Raw genomic sequence first — 18,193 nt, forward strand, 5'->3', positions numbered from 1 at the left:
ATCCTGCATCATGCGTATGTCATTTCAATTGCCGGTGAATCTTATCGGATACAGAATCATCTAAGTCAGGAAATCCCGTAAATCTGTACATCCTTAAACAAGCGAAAGTGTACATTTTATAGTTGACATTTATATAACCGCAAGAAAATCTGATAGCTTAGGATAAAGTGTTAACAAATCTTCCTTTGTTCGAGTATGCATTTTCGCCCAATGGGGTCTGCCGTCAAATTCTTGCATAATTGATTCCATATCATGAAAGTATTCTTCGTAGGGCATTCCTTTGTACATATGGAAAGCGATATAGGCAGAGTCTCTCTGATAGGAGGGGCTTATCCATATATCATCTGCCTTCACTGTCCTACATTCGATAGGAAAATGAACTTCGTGCTTTTTTGTTACGATACACTCTCGAACTTTCTCCATGGCAGGCTTTAAATTTTCTAGTGGTATGCAGTATTCCATCTCCCTAAATCGTACTAATCTCGGCGTTGCAAATAATTGATAACTATTAGCTCTTTTAGTCGAGGTGCCCACTCCTTTTGCGGACATTCTGCTGAAAAACCGACTACTCTTGGGATATATTCTACATGTTTCCGAGAAAATAAAGAACAAATAGTTTTCTAGTAATAGATTTTTAAAATGATGAAGTGCCATTCTCTGAGGTTTTTGTTCAATGATATTCATCGTCTTCACTTGAACGAGATCTGAATATGGAAACAAATAAAATTCAAAATGGCGGTTTGACTTTATGAGTTGTTCAAGTTGCTGTGCAAGTTCAGTAAATTCAATTTTCCGACTCTTGTATTCGTAGATTGGACAAGGAATAATTTTTATGGTGACTTTTACGATAATGCCAAGAAGCCCCAGTGATACAAGACACGCCTTAAAATATGTAGGGTTGCTTTCTTCTGAGATGGTTAGAATTTCACCCGACCCAGTTACTAATACAAGCTCTACTACTTGGGTTGAAATGTTTCCAAATGCTACCCCTGTGCCATGGGTGCCTGTAGAAATAGCTCCTGCTATGCTTTGTACATTCACATCCCCTAAATTTTCCTGCGCATACCCTAGCTTACCTAATTCTTCACCTATTTGAAACAAACGGGTCCCACCAAGTACTGTGGCGTAACATTCCTCTTCATTTATGGACTCGATCCCACTTAACTGATCAAGAGAAACTAGCCACTCACTGGTCTGAACTAAACTTGTAAATGAATGTCCAGCACCTACTACTCTTATTCTCTTATTTTGTTTTGAGGCTTCTTTTACGAGCTTGCAAACGTCTTCAATTGAGGTTGGGTAAAATATATTCTCGGGAGTACTTTCACTTGTATGTGCCCAATTCTTCCATGTTTTTCTCTCATCCTTTTTCATCATATAAAACATACTCCCTCTCCTCGATATGTTTTATGCCGCCCAACTATTTGTTGGTCAGATAGACAAACAATCTCTTGAAAGCGTTCACAAACTTCTCCCGCTTTTGCAGCACGAAAAATAATGGCATCTCCAATTTCCAGAGTTGCATTTTCATAATGTACCGGTGTTTGAACCTCGCCTGCTCCTTCTAAATCAAGCAACTTCCCGCCTACCGGATATACTGGCTGCGGTTCCTTATCCTTACCGGGTGGCCCCGATGATACATACCCTCCACCGTGACAGGTGTATATATTGGGCGCAGGTTTTCGAACAATAGGTAAAGCGTAAAACAATGCCGGCTTGTATAAAAAGCCATTATAATAATCAAATAGCTTTGGTGAATAAAAACCAGATCCTACTGCAACCTCTGTAACAACATCTTCTTTAGTCGTTGAATCGAGACTTCCAGTACCGCCTCCATTAACTAATGGCAGTGAAAATCCCTCTTGTCTTAGTGCATGAACTACTTTGTTTCTTCGCTCTTCTACTTCCTTAATTGATTTCTTTTTCAAGAATTCTATAACACTATTTTTCAACCGTTGAGAAGGGACTTTATCTCCTACCCCTGCAATTTGAGCTTCATAGCCCATTATTCCAATGAGCTCTAGGTTCTGTAATTGTTTAATTTTTCTAGCAAGCTCTAATACTGCTATAGAATCTTTCAGTGGCGATCTTCTTACACCAAAATGAAGATTAAAAAAGGTTGTGCTCATGTCAACATCAATACAAAGATAAAAACTCCCCTTTGTTTCCTTAGCAATATGATTGAGATGGTCAACATGCTCAGCTGCATCTACCATACAAATAATAGTTTTCCCTTTAGAGTTCAGAATTGAAATATCAGATAAGGCTTTTTTGTCCCAGCAAGGATATGCTATTAAAATATCGTCCAATCCTTTTTCAACAAGAAAAACGGCTTCCTCTGGGCTATAGCACATTACCCCTTGGAAAACAGAACTGGAATCTAAAATTCTCTTAATAACCTCTACAGAACGAATAGATTTTGTAGCGATCCTTATCTTTTTTCCATTACCATAACTTGCAATTTGTTTACAGTTCTCCTCAAAAGCAGGCAGATCCAACAGCAAAGCTGGAAGTGAAATTTCTTCTGGTATTTTATTGGAATGCATATACTTCACCTCTCTTTCATTACTCATCATTCTATTCTTTTAGTATAATATTAATACCATGCCACGTAAATATCTTTCTATTGCAATTTATTTGACAAATAACCCAATTCCACTATAGTACAATTAGAAAGACTTCGCAAGCACCGCTCTAAGTCGTCCTTTGACGAAGAAAATATATATGTTGAGCAATATATCTAATAGTGTTTTCATCAGATGTTTTAACGTCTACTTTTTATTAAAAGATGAAATTATAAAGGTAATAAATTTTATTGACATAGGTTCCATCATGTTAAAAAGTAACTATATTTTTGTTAAATAAACTCGGTTCCAGTACGTCAAAAAATCCCTCAGAACATTCGTCCGAGGGAACATACAATATACTTCCTGTTTAACTAAAATCTCCAAATATCATTGCTACCAACTTATTTCAACTCTATCAACGCCACGCACTCGACATGACTACTATGCGGGAACATATCAACCGGTTGGACTTCCTTCGTGCGATAGCCACCATCTTCTAGAATGCGTAAATCTCGCGCCAATGTTCCTGGATTACAAGATACATACACAATCTTCTTCGGTTTATAAGCTAAGATAGTTTCTAATAACTTTTCATCGCATCCTTTACGTGGTGGATCGATGACTAATACATCAAACTCTTTACCTTGCGCGTACCATTTGGGGATGATTTCTTCTGCTGGCCCCGCTTCAAAATGAGCGTTAGTAATATGGTTTAGTTCTGCGTTACGCTTTGCATCTTCTATCGCCTGTGGCACTATTTCGACTCCGTATACTTCCTTCGCTTGTTTAGCCAAGAACAATGTAATCGTTCCGATCCCACAATACGCATCTACTACTGTTTCATTTCCAGTCAAGTTCGCATAATCAAGTGCCTGTTGATACAACACTTCCGTTTGTACAGGATTTATTTGGTAGAAAGAACGTGCTGAAATCTCAAATTCAGTTTCCCCAATCCGATCAATAATAACATCCGTACCATATAGCTGGATCATTTCATTGCCCATAATGACGTTCGTATTCGCTGTATTCACATTTTGCATAATAGATGTCACATTCGGTAAATGTTGCTGAATTAATTTGACTACCGCGTCTTTTTGCGGGAATTTTTTATGTCGAGTTACGAGTACAACCATCACTTGACCCGTCTGACGTGCTTTTCTTACGATCAAGTGACGAAGCATGCCTTTGTGTGTATGTTCATCATATGTATCGATACCAAGCTGTTGAAGCTTATACTTAAGCATCGTCATCAGTTCGTCTGCTTCTTTCGTTTGGATTAGACAAACATCAGTATCCACGATGTGATGTGTACGGGCTTTATAGAAACCTGAAATTACGCGGTCATTTTCCGTATCAAATGGTATTTGTGATTTATTGCGGTAACGCCACGGATCATCCATCCCTTTTACTACATGCACAGGTACGTCAGGAAGCTTAGCAATCCGGTCCATTACATCGCGGACAGATTTACGTTTCTGAATCAACTGGCTTTCATAAGATATATGCTGCAATTGGCAGCCTCCACATGTCGGGAATACATGACAAGGGGGTGTCACACGGGATGCGGATGGTTCCACGATATTTAGTAACTTGGCGAAGCCGTATTTCTTCAATGTCTTCAAAACATGGACATCGACTGTTTCTCCAGGCAATGTTCCTGGAATGAATAGAGGATAGCCCTCTACTTTCGCTACGCCCGCTCCATCATGTGTTAGATCTTCTATAGTCACTCGAATTTTTTCATTTTTATTTACTGCAAAGCTCATGATTTTTCCTCCATCTTTCAGATACTTCTAGTGTACCATGGGAAGCCAAAGAAAAAACAGACGGATTTACACGTCTGTTTTTTCACTATTTTCAAATTCGTTTTTTGTCACTGCATCATCTTTCAAAACCACAAAGAACGATAGTACGATACCCGCGATGATAACTAAAAAAGGTGCATAGAAAATCAGAAATTCATTCATCTTAATGCCCCCTTATGCATGATGATTTTCTTTTCCTTTTACATATTCTTTATTGAATAGGAACATACGTAATAGTAAATAAAGCGATGGAATTAGCAGAAACAATCCACAGATGAACGCAATGATTAAAGCAATCGCCATAGCTTGGTTCGTGAAACTATCGTAAATAGTCAAGTACGGGTAGAGCAAATATGGATAATGCGATGCACCATAACCAAAGAAGGCGAATATGAATTGTCCCATTAGTAATCCAAATGCCACACCATACTGACGCTGTTTCCATATGAGGAAAACCGTACCTAGGAACAATAGGAGCGATATCAGGAACATTGGCCAGAATGTTTGGATGCTTTCGTAATGTAGCGGATTATGCTTACGTAATTCAAATATAATCCCTCCAGCTGCGATGATCGTTGGCAATGCCCAAATAAGCGCGTATTTCCTCAAAAGTTGTGTCGCCTCGTGATCTCCTGCTTTATTGGCATACCATGTCAAAAATGCTGATGAAATATACAGTGTTGCTGCAATGCTAAGTACCACAATTGACCAAGTGAGCGGGCTAGTGAATAACTTCCAGTAATCTAAAACTGGCTGTCCATTCACTAATTCAATAAATCCACCTTCAGAAATTGTCAATACGATCGATAGTGATGCCGGAAGTAATAAACCCGTCGAACCGTAGGCAAAAGAGTATCCTTTATGACCACGCGCTCCATACGTCTCAAATGCATAGTATGAACCTCGGATTGCCAGAAGAATAATGGCAAAACTAACCGGGACTAACAATGTCGTGCCATAATAAAAAGCGGTTTTCGGGAAGAATCCAATAATCCCTACGAAGAAGAATACTAGAAACACATTCGTTACTTCCCAGACTGGTGACAAATAGCGCTGAATAACATTGGTCAATATTCGTTGTCGACCCGTAAATAAACTATAAGCATTGAAAAAACCAGCGCCAAAATCAATTGCACCAATCAAAATATAGCCAAACAAAAATATCCACAATACTGTAATCCCTAGAATTTCAATATTCATTGAATGTCACCGCCTTTCTCCTGCTGCCGATCTATAATTTCTTGTTCCACAGGATTCCGGATGAACATTCTCCTTAATACAACCACACTACCGATACCGAGAACTAAATAAAGAAGCGCAAAGAGTACAAGCATAGTTGGTACTTGTCCACTAGTTGTCGCACCTTCGGAAGTGCGCATAATATTGCGTAATATCCACGGCTGACGACCTACTTCTGCTAACCACCAACCTGCTTCGAGTGAAATGAAAACGAGGGGTCCCCCTATAACGATTAGCCATCGGAATAAGCGAGACTGGACAAAGGACCATCTTCGCCACATACCAATCCAGTATACAGCCGACAACATCATCAATAGCATTCCAATCGTTACCATGATATCAAAGAGGTAATGGATATATAATGGAGGTGTATCTTCTTCAGGAAACTGGTCCAACCCGACGACTTCAGCACTAGGTACACCATGCGCTAAAATAGAAAGTGCATATGGTATTTTAATAGCGTATTTAACTTCTCCATCGTCTAACACACCATACAGAATTAAAGGAGCATTTTCTTCCGTCTCAAAATGCCATTCAGCCGCTGCTAGCTTTTCAGGTTGATACTCCGCCAAATACTTACCTGAAAGATCACCAATCAGCGCTGCACTCACACTAAAAATGAATCCAACTTTCAAAGTCAGGTATAGAGCTTTTTTATGATAGACATGATCCGACCCACGCAACAAACGAAACGCGGCAATGGCAGCCAACAAAAAGGCAGACGTCATGTAAGCTGTCCCAACCACGTGAGCCACTTTTGTCGGCATAGCAGGATTGAACATTGCCACAAGTGGGTTGACGTTAATCAATTCACCATTAACTAAATTAAAGCCTTGTGGTGCATTCATGAAGGCGTTTACAATAGTAATGAATACTGCGGAGAATGATGCTCCGAGCGCGACTGGAATAAGAAGTAGAAAATGTTTCTTTTGATTCTCAAAGCGATCCCATGTATATAAGTAAATACCGAGGAAAATTGCTTCAAAGAAGAAGGCGAATGTCTCCATAAATAGTGGTAAAGCAATCACATTTCCAGCCAACTCCATAAAATTAGGCCATAATAAAGACAGTTGCAACCCTATTGCTGTTCCCGTCACAACCCCAACAGCTACAGTGATAACAAAACCGCGTGCCCAACGTCTGGCCAACAAGATATAATGCTCATCGTTCTTCTTAATACCAACCCATTGGGCTAGCATAATCATAAGTGGGACACCCACCCCAATGGTTGCATAGATAATATGAAACGATAATGTTAGTTCAGTCAATATTCTGGAATAAAAAACTGGATCCACATAGCCCACCTCCTTTTTTTACGAGAATAATCTTCCAACAATTGATAATAGCATTATACCCGCGACAATAAATGCCAACCACATCAGACGCTTTTCTTGTCTTTTATACATATCATCACTCCTAGCACAGTTCTATTTTAGGGTTTCCCTTAAAACTCATTAAAATAACCTATTTAAAACAATTTGTTGAAATTTAGACGTATTTCCATATTCATAGCACGTCTACTTGTTGTATACTAATCGATTAACCATTTCACTTGTAATTAGTAAGGATTTAGAGTATAATTAAATAACTATTGAGAGGTGAAAGTCAATGAAAAGAGTAAAAAGAAAAGTATTAGCGTATATTACAAAAGGGGAAGGCAGACACCGAAAATTGCTTGTTTATGAGCAAAAGGATCAGCCTGAAGCAGGTTTACAAGTTCCTGGTGGTACAATCGAACGCAACGAACTATTATTGGATGCATTATATCGAGAAATCGAAGAAGAATCCGGTATCGTGCGTGATGAACTTATACTAGAAGGTAAAGTTAAAGCTTCAAAATACTTCCCAGAAGACAAAAACGTAATTTATGAACGTACGATTTTCCATTTTTCTTATCTAGGAGAAAACAAGCACGAATGGGAATATATCGTAGAAGGTGAAGGTAAAGACGCAGGTCAATTATTCAGTTATCGTTGGATGCCGTTGCAAGAAGTGCCAAAGTTAGCTGCTAAACAAGGAGAAGCGATTGAATACATTTAATATCGACCTGATACGATGCGTATTGCATCGGGCTCACCCAATTAATTTTTCACAATAAAAGACTATTCCATCCGAACGTTAGAACTTCGACTGGAATAGTCTTTTTACTTTTTCTTTTATTTTATTTGTTTAGCCTGATCCTGCGGACGTAGTTTCTTTAAAGGTACGAACATTTCGACATGTTGATATAAGTTTTGGAAAGTAGCAGGCAACACGCCACCGTATTCTCCGTCCAAATTCAATAATACTTCGTCTTTGGAAGTCACCACAATTTTTTCCGCCTTCGCCGAAACAACTAAAGGATCATCCATATGTTCTCCCCGAGAAGCTAGTGTAACCACACGAATAAATTCTGCGATATTGCATTTCTTTAAAATAAGCAATGTGAAATATCCATCGTTAATACTAGAGTTAGGTGCTAATTTCTCAAAACCACCAACTGAGTTAGTCAATCCAATCAAAAACATCATGGCTTCTTCATCAAATACATTTCCATCATACTCAATACGAAGATGACTTGAATGTATAGAAGGCAACATTTCAATTCCTTTTAAATAATAAGCCAGCTGACCTATTACTGTTTTCAAACGGCTTGGAACTTCATATGTCAATTCCGTCATTCGGCCGCCACCCGCGATATTAATAAAATAGCGATCATTCATTAAACCTACATCGACCGGAATAGAATCTCCTTGGCAAATTATATCTACAGCGTCATCAATTTCTCTAGGAATACGTAAAGCTCTAGCAAAATCATTCGTTGTACCCATAGGAATCAAACCGATTTTTGGACGTTTATCAAAATGTCCGACACCCGCAACTACTTCATTGAGCGTCCCATCGCCACCAGCAGCAATAATCACATCGAATCCTCTGCGAACCGCGTCTCGCGCTGCTACAGTTGCATCACCTTCGCAGCTTGTAGCATGAGCGGATGTTTCATAACCCGCTTTCTCCAATTTTTCGAGGACTTCTGCTAAATGTTTACGGAAGACTTCTCTTCCTGCAGTAGGATTATAAATAATGCGTGCACGTTTCATACACTTTCCCCTCGATCCTTTCGCGTCTGAAATAAGTCAGACCTTTACCATTTTCAAATGGTTTCTTGCAAATTGTTACTTAGACATTTGTAAAACAGGAAGCCACGTCGAACGAATATCACTATAAACAGCAAGCCAATTTTCGGGCTTAGATGTATATTCAGACATCAACTGAGAATAAAACACTTTTTGCTTATCTTCAAAATCAGATGCATCTTTATCCGGTAATTTTGCGCGCCCATCCATCACATACTTCTGAAGAACCGGTGCCCGTGGTCCCCACTTTTCGACTACTTCACCTGCCGAATTTAATAGAAGGTACATCGGAATTGAACGCCCACCATTCGTCAAATACCGGTCAATTAGCTCTGGATTTTCATCTCTCAACACAGCGCGAACATCTATATTGGCAGCTTCCGCAATTTTTTGGAGGATGGGATTATTCAGCATTGCATCGCCACACCAGTCCTCTGTAATGACTAATATATGGGGTTTCTTTTCTTTCAGCAATTCAATAAATTCATCATCCTGTGGTACTTCAAATGCATTATAGATCAAAAAACTGTTTTCCTTATGTGCTTCCATTTTGTCCATATACATTTGAAGTGATACAGCATCTTCAAAATATTGTTGTTCTGTTTTCAATATAATCCCCCCTGTTTCACTGTGTAAGTTAACGTGGAAAAACGTCCAGGATCAGACTATTTTGGCCTCTCCTGGAACGTTTTCATTGGATTGATAGATTAACGTTTCTTGATCTCTTCCATCAATAATTTATTTACAAGCGGCGGATTGGCTTGTCCTTTTGTTGCTTTCATAACTTGTCCAACTAAGAATCCAACTGCACGATCTTTACCATTTTTAAAGTCTTCAATTGATTGTTCATTATTGTCCAGGATCTCAGTAATGATTGTACGTAATGTACCTTCATCTGAAATTTGAACAAGTCCTTTTTCTTTGACGATATCAGCAGGATTTCCACCTTTTTTCACGAGATCAGTAAATACTTTTTTCGCGATTTTAGAAGAAATCGTACCATCTGTAATCAATTTTACAAGTTGTGCTAAGTTTTCAGGTGTCAGCGGAGTATCATGCAGTTCTTTCGATTCTGCATTTAGATAAGCTGATACATCCCCCATCAACCAGTTAGAAGCCAATTTGGGTTCCGCTCCAGCTTTTACGGTTGCATCAAAGAAATCAGACATTTCTTTCGTCAACGTTAATACGTGTGCATCATATTCTGGAAGATCCATTTCGGATACATAACGTTCTTTACGCGCATCCGGTAATTCAGGAATTTCATTACGAACACGATCCATCCATTCTTGTTCAATATGAACGTCCGGCAAATCTGGATCGTTGATAAAACGATAGTCATTGGCACTACCTTTGATACGCATCAATACTGTATCGCCAGTTGCTTCATCGTAACGACGTGTTTCTTGTTGAATGGTACCGCCAGACAATAGAATCTTTTCTTGACGTGCTACTTCATTCGCAATACCGCGGCGAATAAAGTTGAATGAGTTCAAGTTTTTCAATTCTGTTTTTGTTCCGAATTTCTCTTGGCCAAATGGGCGTAATGAAATATTCGCGTCACAACGAAGTGATCCTTCTTCCATACGGACGTCAGAAACGCCTGTGTATTGAATGATCGCTTTTAGTTTTTCCAAGAATGCATAAGCTTCCTCAGGTGAGCGGACATCTGCTTCTGTTACGATTTCGATTAGCGGTGTACCCTGACGGTTTAAATCGACCAATGAGTGGCCGTTTTCAGTGTGTGTTAATTTCCCCGCGTCTTCTTCTAGATGTACACGCTCAATACGAATTTTCTTTTTCTTGCCATCCACTTCAATTTCAATCCAACCATTCGCTCCAACAGGGCGCTTGTCCTGAGTGATTTGATATGCTTTTGGGTTATCTGGATAAAAGTAATGCTTGCGATCGAAGTTCATAATCGGCGCGATATCACAGTTCAATGCCATGGAAGCTTTCATTCCGTATTCGATTGCTTTTTTATTTAACGTAGGTAAGACACCTGGGTATGCGATGTCTGTTACGTGAATGTTTTTATTTGGCTCTGCACCGAAATGTGCGGGTGCAGGAGACATAATTTTAGTATCTGTTTTTAGCTCTACGTGGATTTCTAATCCAACAATTGTCTCGAAGTTCATGATTATTTCCCCTCCTGAATCGATGGAGTACGCTTGTGGAAATCTGTAGCTTGCTCATAAGCATGAGCGACTTTGTACAATGTTTCCTCGTCAAAGTGTTTACCCATGATTTGCATTCCAACCGGTAGTTCGTTAACGAAACCACATGGTACCGATAGTGCCGGACGACCTGTTAGGTTAGCTGGCACAGCCAAGACATCATTAGCATAATGAACGAGCTGATCTCCACCAGTTTCGCCAAGCTTAAATGCAGTTGTAGCAGCAGTTGGTCCGATGACTACATCATACTTTTCAAATACCGAATCAAAGTCTTGCGCAATTAACGTACGTGTTTTTTGTGCACGCACATATACATCTTCATGATGATCCGCACTCATTGCATACGTACCGAAAATAATACGTTTTTTTACTTCGTCGCCGAATCCTTCTTGACGCGTACGGAAATATGCTTGCTCCAAGTTCTCAGCATTTTCTGTGTGATATCCATAACGTAATCCATCAAAACGTGAAAGATTGGATTGTGCTTCCGAAGAAGAGATTACATAATACGTAGTGGGCGCGTATTGAATATGCGGTAATTCCACTTCTTCACAAACCGCACCGAGTGATTCCAATACAGCAATTGCTTCTTTTACTGTTTTCGCGATTTCTTCATCCACACCTTCACCTAGATAAGGTTTGGGAACTGCAACTTTCAACCCTTTAATATCTCCTGTAAGTGCCGCTGTGAAATCAGGAACTGCTTTGGCGGAAGATGAACTGTCATTGTAATCTTCGCCTGCGATTACGCTAAGCAATAATGCATTATCTTCTACCGTGCGTGACAGTGTACCGATTTGATCGAGTGAAGAAGCGAATGCTGTTAAACCAAAACGTGAAATACGACCGTATGTAGGTTTCATTCCAACAATTCCACAGAATGCAGCTGGTTGACGAACCGAACCGCCAGTATCTGACCCCAGAGAAAGCGGAACTTCTCCTGCTGCGACTGCCGCTGCAGAACCACCTGAAGAACCACCTGGTACATAGTCTGTATTCCAAGGATTCAATGTATTGCCGAAATAGGATGTTTCAGTCGTGGATCCCATTGCAAACTCATCCATATTGAGTTTCCCCATATTAACTGCACCCGCGGCTTCTAATTTTTCTATAGCTGTAGCATTATAAACGGGTACGAAGTCTTCCAACATCTTACTTGCACATGTTGTCGTCATATCTTTTGTTACAATATTGTCCTTAATACCGATTGGAACTCCAAATAGACGTCCGCGTGTATCTGCAGCCTCTTGATCAAGCTGTTCCGCACGTTTCGTTGCTTCTTCCTTTGCAACATGAATGAATGCGTGAATTTTCTCTTCGCGCTGTTCAATCGTTTGTAAAGTTGCTTCTGTTACTTCTGTAGCAGTAACTTCCCCTTTTTGTAAAAGAGCTTGAAGTTCTGTTGCTGTTTTACTAGTTAACGTCATCACTTTTCCTCCTACTATCATTGTGCCATGAATGGTATTCTATACTGCGAATTCGATTATAGGATATCTGGAACCTTAATAAGTCCGTCTTCCTGATCTTCTGCACTGGCTAGCATGACTTCACGGTCCAAGATATCTTTTGGCTGATCTTCACGTAAGACGTTGATCATAGCAACAGGGTGTGTCATAGGCTCTACACCTGTTACATCTACTTCATTTAAATTACTTACACTTTCAATCAAATCTGCTATTTTAACAGAGAAATTTTCTTTGTCTTCCTCGGAGAGGCCAATACGGACGAAATCCGCAAAATACTTGACGTCTTCTTTCGAAAATGTTGTCATACATCGTTCCTCCTCATTTTGCAATCGTACAATTAATCATACCATTTAATCAGTTTCTTGGAAAGTTCGTGTTACTACCTAAAATATGTCAATATCCATAGACGTGTACAAACGGTTCTTCTCGATCATTATCATTGACAATCAACACTTCCGGTCCATTAACTGACGTTACACTTACTTCGATGGGTACATCTTTAAAATGTGTTTTAACCAACGAAGTCAAGTATTGTGAAAATCCAATCAGCTCCGTCTTGCCGAAAAATTGTATAGGAATTTCTACACGTAATGAATGTAATTTCTGATCTTTATAGAATGCCGTTCCAATGACATTCACAAAACTTGGGAAGTAATCATCAATGTCTTGTTTGAAGTTCTTGAATGTCGTATTTAAGTCACGATAATTCCCTGTTGGTGAAGACGCAGGAAGTAATACATACTGCTCATCTACTTCTTTCCAACCTGTGAATTCATTTTTTCCTTTTGCAGCAAATGAAGTGGCAAAATATGTGCCTGGTACTATATCGTTTCTACTTTCTTGCTTGAACAATCCAACTGCTATTGGTATATCCGCAAGCTCGGGTTTACTACGCAACCTACTTAAAATAATATCTGCCATCTTCTTACCTTTTTCTTCGATGGTTTTATTATCAATCCGGCGTTCATTGCCTTCACGTGGATAATAAATCGAATTCATCGCTAACCCAATAGTAATACCAGCCAATTTTACTTTTTTATCATCGGTCATCTGTAAATAGTTTTGCTCGACGATATGCGCAAGATAAATCGGTGCCTCCTCGGCAATTTGAGCAGGTGACATATCATCAGTTATTGCCGGATTGAGACCTGCTTCAAAATTTGATTTTCTAGAAACCCATTGTTTTGCAGTATCGCTGTCTATATACTGCCCCTCCTGGAAGAAATAATCTTTAGGATCGTAGTACAAAGAAGACAGGCGCAATAAGCCTTCCTCAGTTTCTTGGATATCGTACTTCGTATTGAGGTTATTGACGACCAACCCTCGACTTGCGCTCTTTTTAAATGGAACCGGTGTCCGGTAATACTCTTTTTTAATTTGAGCCTCAGGAATGAGCACCATTTCCTGCTCACTTTCCTCTGTTTCCTGTACTGCTTTTTCCTGATCATCGCTCGGCGCCGGTACACATCCTGTCAGCAAAACTGCCGACAGAATTCCCGATGTAAGCCACTTAGTCGTTCTTTTCATTCTTATCCACTCCAAGGGCATCAAGCATAGCTTGTTCATCCCAAATTTCAATCTCTAATTCTTGCGCTTTGGTCAATTTGGAGCCCGCATCTTCGCCTGCAATGACGAGATCCGTTTTCTTACTGACGCTACCACTAACAGTCCCGCCAAGCGATTCAATCTGTTCTTTAGCTTCTCCACGGGTCAACTCTGTGAGCTTTCCTGTTAATACGATCGTTTTTCCAGCGAAAGGTCCTGTAGTTGGTAACTCCTCACGTGTAGTACCTTTATAAACAGTATTCACACCATAAGAACGCAATTTATTCATTACTTCCTGAACTTCTTCTGTACTAAAGTATGTTGTCACAGAATCAGCAACAATCGCACCAATTTCAAAAATATTTACAAGTTCTTCTTCTGTTGCTTGTTCTAACGCATCAAGGGTACGATACTCTTCCGCTAAGATTCTTGCGACTTTTTCACCGACATGTCGAACACCCAATCCAAATAATAATTTCTCTAGTGAATTCTCTTTCGACTGTTCGATAGCCGTCAAAATATTCGTTGCGGACTTCTCCCCGATTCGTTCTAAGCTTAAAAGTGACTCTTTCGTTAACGTATATAAATCAGATACATCATGTACCAAGTCAGCAGAATACAATTGTTCAATCAGCTTTTCACCAACACCATCGATATTCATTGCTCTTCTTGAAACGAAATGGATTAACGCTTCTTTCATCTGCGCAGGACATTTAGGGTTCACACAACGCAGCGCCACTTCTCCTTCAATCCTAACAAGCTCTGAATCGCATACAGGACAGTTATCAGGCATGTGGAACGGTTCTTCCTCACCTGTTCGCTGTTCTTTCAATGACATAACGATTTCAGGAATGATGTCGCCAGCCTTTCGCAACACGACGTGATCACCTATACGAATATCTTTCTCACGTATTAAGTCTTCGTTATGCAAAGATGCTCGTCCCACTGTCGTACCCGCTACAAGAACCGGTTCAAGAATTCCTGTTGGTGTCACTACACCTGTCCGGCCTACACTTAACTCAATATCTAACAGTTGTGTATGCACTTCCTCGGCAGGGAACTTATAGGCAATAGCCCATTTAGGACTCTTTGCTGTATAGCCAAGTTGCTCTTGCGATTCGAAGTTATCGACTTTTATTACAATCCCATCGATTTCATAATCGAGGTTGAGTCTATTTTCTGTCCAGTAGGCAACGTATTCCAACACTTCTTCAATTGTCGTACAAAGCTTACGTTCCTTATTTGTCGTCAATCCCAGCTCATCCACTTTATTGAGCGCATCTGAGTGACTATCCAAGCCATATACTTCCGCGTCGCCGCCTACCGCATAAATGAATGTAGCTAAATTTCTGCTCTCCGCTACTTTTGAATCTAGTTGACGAAGTGATCCTGCAGCCGCATTTCGTGGGTTGGCAAAAGGCACTTCACCCGCTTCATCTCGATCTTCATTCAATTTAACAAATGAATTCTTTGGCATATACGCTTCGCCTCGTACTTCTATCGTTAAAGACTCATTCAATTTATGTGGTATCGAGCGAATAGTTTTTAAGTTAGCTGTGATGTCTTCGCCAACTGCACCATCTCCACGAGTAGCGCCTTGTACAAGTCGACCTTCTTCATATTGTAATGAAACGGCAAGGCCATCGATTTTTAGTTCACAAACATACACAGCGTTCCCCGTCGCTTCTTTTACACGTCTGTCGAAATCCTTTAAGTCTTCTTCATTAAAAGCATTTGCCAAACTTAGCATCGGGTGACGATGAACGACTTTATTAAACACCTCAAGTGGTGCTCCGCCAACTCGTTGTGTCGGTGAATCAGGATAGATTAAGTCTGGATGTTCTTCTTCAATCGCCAACAATTCCTTCATTTTCTCGTCGTATTCTGAATCGGGAACAATTGGGGCATCCAAGTCATAGTATGCACGCCCATATTCATGTAAGGTTTTATTGAGCTCCGCTACCCGCTTCTCTAGTTTTAGAACATCATCCATCTATTTTCCACGCTCCTTAGGGACGCTTTATTCTTTTTCAATCGGTGCAAATTTGGCTAATAATCGCTTGATTCCTACTGGATTAGGGAATGCAATGTCCAGCTCCATATCATCTGCTTTACCTTTAACACTCACTACCGTTCCAATTCCCCATATTTTATGGGACGCCTTGTCTCCTGGCTTCCACTGCATTTTCTCTCCGCCGCTTTCATTATAAACTGGACGTTTAACTGCAGGACGTTTGGCTTGTGCTTTGGGCGCTTGAGCGAAAGGTACACTCATGCCATTGCCGTCTGCCAATAGCTCTGTCAGTTCTTCCGAGATTTCATTAAGAAAACGAGATGGTTGATTAAAGTTTGACTTACCGAACAACATCCTGTGACCTGCACTCGTCAGGTAAAGGCGTTGTTCCGCCCGTGTGATTGCCACATACGCGAGTCTTCGTTCTTCTTCCATTTCTTCCGGATCTGCGAGTGCACGAATGTGCGGGAATATGTTTTCTTCCATGCCAAGCACGAAGACCACAGGGAATTCCAAGCCTTTTGCTGCGTGCATTGTCATTAGGACGATTTTTTCAGTGGAAGTGTTCTCTTCTTTATCCAATGTATCAATATCTGCTACTAAAGCGAGGTCAGTCAAGAATGCAACGAGTGAAGGTTCTTCCTCTTCCTCTGCTGCACGTTTCTCAAACGCTTCTGTGACCGATAAAAACTCTTCAATGTTTTCAAGACGGCTTTCTGCCTCTATTGATTTTTCCTTTTCCAACATCTCACGATAACCCGATTTATCAATGACTTCTTTCACTAGTTCGGTGATTGATAAAAACTCTTGCATTTGAGTGAATCCATTGATTAGTTCATGGAATTTCACCGCTTCTGTTAATGCTCTTTTCGGTAAACCCATGAAATCCACTTCCTGCAATGAATCAAACATGGAGCGGTCATTTTGTAATGCAAACGTAGCCATCCGTTCGAATGAAGTAGCACCGATGCTTCGTTTCGGTTCATTAATGATTCTTGCTAACGCTAGGTCATCGTCGTTATTCGCTATCAGACGTAAATAGGCAAGTAAATCTTTAATCTCTTTTCGATCATAGAACTTCGTACCGCCTACAATTGTGTAATCAAGATTTGACTTCAATAAGTATTCCTCAATAAGACGGGACTGTGCGTTAGTTCGGTACAGAATCGCAAATTGATCCAATGTTAATCCAAGTTTTTCTTTCAACTCGATGATTTGTTGGACAACAAATTGTGATTCGTCTTTTTCATCGCGTGCTTTATAGATCGAGATTAGTTCGCCTTCGGGGTTATCTGTACGTAATTTCTTATCATAGCGACTTTTATTATTGTCGATCACTTCATTTGCTGCTTGCAAAATCCTCTTGGTGGAACGGTAGTTTTGCTCTAAAAGAATGACATTCGCTTCTTTATAATCTTTTTCAAAAGATAGTATATTACCGATATCCGCACCACGCCAGCGATAGATTGACTGATCGGAGTCACCTACTACACAGACATTACGGAATTTTGATGCCAGCATTTTGACGAGACGATACTGCGCATTGTTTGTATCTTGGTACTCATCCACATGAATATACTGAAATTTATTTTGATAATACTCGAGCACTTCAGGAACTCGTTCAAACAAGACCGTAGTCATCATAATTAAGTCATCAAAATCCATTGATTGATTCTGACGCAGTTTTTTAGTATAACGATCGTAAATATCTGCTACTGTACGTTCATGAGGATTTTGAGGATTTGAATTTTTACGGAATTCAATTGCATCAATACATTCGTTTTTGGCATTGCCAATAATTCCGAGCATCGCCCGAGGATCATTCTGTTTCGGGTCGAGGTTCAGTTCTTTCAATACACGTTTCATTGCTGTCATTTGATCAGCACTATCAAGGATAGTGAAATTTTTAGATAGGCCGATTCGATCTACGAACCTACGAAGAATTCGAACACACATTGAGTGGAAAGTTGAAACCCACATACGTTCTCCAGAGCCAGGACCCAGTAATCCATCAATTCGGTCACGCATTTCACGTGCCGCCTTATTTGTAAATGTAATGGCTAAAATATTGGACGGATACACTTGTTTTTCTACAACCAAATACGCAATTCGGTGTGTCAATACACGAGTCTTTCCTGAACCGGCACCCGCCATAATGAGCAAAGGTCCTTCAGTCGTTTTGACTGCACGCGCTTGCTCGGGATTCATGCCTTTTAGTAAATCATCCGATAGTTTATTCATATTAGTACCGCCTTTTAGGAACA

At 40.1% G+C, this 18,193-nt stretch carries 15 protein-coding genes; 1 reads left to right on the forward strand and 14 read right to left on the reverse strand.

What is annotated here, in order from left to right; genetic code table 11:
* Positions 1-129 precede the first annotated feature (129 nt).
* The 6 genes from CSV64_RS14370 to CSV64_RS14390 all read right to left on the reverse strand — a co-directional run bounded on the left by CSV64_RS14370 (position 130) and on the right by CSV64_RS14390 (position 6,906).
* Positions 130-1,377 (reverse strand): D-arabinono-1,4-lactone oxidase, encoded by a 1,248-nt coding sequence (locus tag CSV64_RS14370; RefSeq protein WP_233190494.1) that lies wholly within the window; start codon positions 1,375-1,377, stop codon positions 130-132.
* A complete protein-coding gene (locus CSV64_RS14375; protein ID WP_233190495.1) occupies positions 1,374-2,573 on the reverse strand; it encodes an amino acid deaminase/aldolase in 1,200 nt (399 codons plus the stop codon). Before CSV64_RS14375 ends, CSV64_RS14370 begins: the two co-directional genes overlap by 4 nt.
* Before the next feature lie 395 nt (positions 2,574-2,968).
* Entirely contained in the window at positions 2,969-4,333 is a 1,365-nt protein-coding gene (gene rlmD, locus CSV64_RS14380; RefSeq protein WP_099635279.1) for a 23S rRNA (uracil(1939)-C(5))-methyltransferase RlmD, read from the reverse strand.
* Positions 4,334-4,399: 66 nt separating this feature from the next.
* Positions 4,400-4,534, reverse strand: a complete 135-nt coding sequence (gene cydS / locus CSV64_RS17000) for a cytochrome bd oxidase small subunit CydS family protein (protein WP_255397660.1) — start codon at positions 4,532-4,534, stop codon at positions 4,400-4,402.
* Between the two features lie 12 nt (positions 4,535-4,546).
* Positions 4,547-5,572 carry a cytochrome d ubiquinol oxidase subunit II gene (locus tag CSV64_RS14385; RefSeq protein ID WP_099635280.1) on the reverse strand — a complete coding sequence of 342 codons (1,026 nt, stop codon included), beginning with the start codon at positions 5,570-5,572 and terminating at the stop codon, positions 4,547-4,549.
* Positions 5,569-6,906, reverse strand: a complete 1,338-nt coding sequence (locus tag CSV64_RS14390) for a cytochrome ubiquinol oxidase subunit I (protein WP_369823543.1) — start codon at positions 6,904-6,906, stop codon at positions 5,569-5,571. Before CSV64_RS14390 ends, CSV64_RS14385 begins: the two co-directional genes overlap by 4 nt.
* 313 nt (positions 6,907-7,219) lie before the next feature.
* Between CSV64_RS14390 and CSV64_RS14395 the strand changes: the two genes are divergently transcribed.
* The gene (locus tag CSV64_RS14395) at positions 7,220-7,651 is read left to right on the forward strand and encodes an NUDIX hydrolase (protein WP_099635282.1); all 432 of its coding nucleotides are present in this window, start codon (positions 7,220-7,222) and stop codon (positions 7,649-7,651) included.
* Between the two features lie 116 nt (positions 7,652-7,767).
* On the opposite strand, the gene CSV64_RS14400 is transcribed toward CSV64_RS14395, so the two are convergent.
* The 8 genes from CSV64_RS14400 to pcrA form a co-directional block, all read right to left on the reverse strand.
* Complete coding sequence (locus CSV64_RS14400) at positions 7,768-8,691, reverse strand: diacylglycerol kinase (protein WP_099635283.1); 924 nt, start codon at positions 8,689-8,691, stop codon at positions 7,768-7,770.
* A 75-nt stretch (positions 8,692-8,766) separates the two neighbouring features.
* Positions 8,767-9,336, reverse strand: a complete 570-nt coding sequence (locus CSV64_RS14405) for a thioredoxin family protein (RefSeq protein ID WP_099635284.1) — start codon at positions 9,334-9,336, stop codon at positions 8,767-8,769.
* Between the two features lie 98 nt (positions 9,337-9,434).
* The gene (gene gatB / locus CSV64_RS14410; RefSeq protein WP_099635285.1) at positions 9,435-10,865 is read right to left on the reverse strand and encodes an Asp-tRNA(Asn)/Glu-tRNA(Gln) amidotransferase subunit GatB; all 1,431 of its coding nucleotides are present in this window, start codon (positions 10,863-10,865) and stop codon (positions 9,435-9,437) included.
* A gap of 2 nt (positions 10,866-10,867) precedes the next feature.
* Positions 10,868-12,331, reverse strand: a complete 1,464-nt coding sequence (gatA, locus tag CSV64_RS14415; RefSeq protein WP_099635286.1) for an Asp-tRNA(Asn)/Glu-tRNA(Gln) amidotransferase subunit GatA — start codon at positions 12,329-12,331, stop codon at positions 10,868-10,870.
* A 56-nt stretch (positions 12,332-12,387) separates the two neighbouring features.
* The gene (gene gatC / locus CSV64_RS14420; RefSeq protein WP_099635287.1) at positions 12,388-12,675 is read right to left on the reverse strand and encodes an Asp-tRNA(Asn)/Glu-tRNA(Gln) amidotransferase subunit GatC; all 288 of its coding nucleotides are present in this window, start codon (positions 12,673-12,675) and stop codon (positions 12,388-12,390) included.
* 88 nt (positions 12,676-12,763) lie between these two features.
* Positions 12,764-13,897: a CamS family sex pheromone protein gene (locus CSV64_RS14425; RefSeq protein ID WP_099635288.1), complete on the reverse strand. Its 1,134-nt coding sequence runs from the start codon at positions 13,895-13,897 to the stop codon at positions 12,764-12,766.
* Complete coding sequence (ligA, locus tag CSV64_RS14430; RefSeq protein WP_099635289.1) at positions 13,881-15,908, reverse strand: NAD-dependent DNA ligase LigA; 2,028 nt, start codon at positions 15,906-15,908, stop codon at positions 13,881-13,883. The genes CSV64_RS14425 and ligA overlap by 17 nt, the downstream gene beginning before the upstream one ends.
* 27 nt (positions 15,909-15,935) lie before the next feature.
* Positions 15,936-18,170: a DNA helicase PcrA gene (gene pcrA / locus CSV64_RS14435; protein WP_099635290.1), complete on the reverse strand. Its 2,235-nt coding sequence runs from the start codon at positions 18,168-18,170 to the stop codon at positions 15,936-15,938.
* Positions 18,171-18,193 lie beyond the last annotated feature (23 nt).

It is taken from the genome of Sporosarcina sp. P32b (assembly GCF_002743335.1).
Lineage (GTDB): Bacteria > Bacillota > Bacilli > Bacillales_A > Planococcaceae > Sporosarcina.

Bases quoted from the DNA above. Each gene is read 5' to 3' on its own strand.
- CSV64_RS14370 (WP_233190494.1), bottom strand. From the start codon at position 1,377: ATGATGAAAAAGGATGAGAGAAAAACATGGAAGAATTGGGCACATACA.
- CSV64_RS14375 (WP_233190495.1), bottom strand. From the start codon at position 2,573: ATGAGTAATGAAAGAGAGGTGAAGTATATGCATTCCAATAAAATACCA.
- rlmD (WP_099635279.1), bottom strand. From the start codon at position 4,333: ATGAGCTTTGCAGTAAATAAAAATGAAAAAATTCGAGTGACTATAGAA.
- cydS (WP_255397660.1), bottom strand. From the start codon at position 4,534: ATGAATGAATTTCTGATTTTCTATGCACCTTTTTTAGTTATCATCGCG.
- CSV64_RS14385 (WP_099635280.1), bottom strand. From the start codon at position 5,572: ATGAATATTGAAATTCTAGGGATTACAGTATTGTGGATATTTTTGTTT.
- CSV64_RS14395 (WP_099635282.1), top strand. From the start codon at position 7,220: ATGAAAAGAGTAAAAAGAAAAGTATTAGCGTATATTACAAAAGGGGAA.
- CSV64_RS14400 (WP_099635283.1), bottom strand. From the start codon at position 8,691: ATGAAACGTGCACGCATTATTTATAATCCTACTGCAGGAAGAGAAGTC.
- gatB (WP_099635285.1), bottom strand. From the start codon at position 10,865: ATGAACTTCGAGACAATTGTTGGATTAGAAATCCACGTAGAGCTAAAA.
- gatA (WP_099635286.1), bottom strand. From the start codon at position 12,331: ATGACGTTAACTAGTAAAACAGCAACAGAACTTCAAGCTCTTTTACAA.
- gatC (WP_099635287.1), bottom strand. From the start codon at position 12,675: ATGACAACATTTTCGAAAGAAGACGTCAAGTATTTTGCGGATTTCGTC.
- CSV64_RS14425 (WP_099635288.1), bottom strand. From the start codon at position 13,897: ATGAAAAGAACGACTAAGTGGCTTACATCGGGAATTCTGTCGGCAGTT.
- ligA (WP_099635289.1), bottom strand. From the start codon at position 15,908: ATGGATGATGTTCTAAAACTAGAGAAGCGGGTAGCGGAGCTCAATAAA.
- pcrA (WP_099635290.1), bottom strand. From the start codon at position 18,170: ATGAATAAACTATCGGATGATTTACTAAAAGGCATGAATCCCGAGCAA.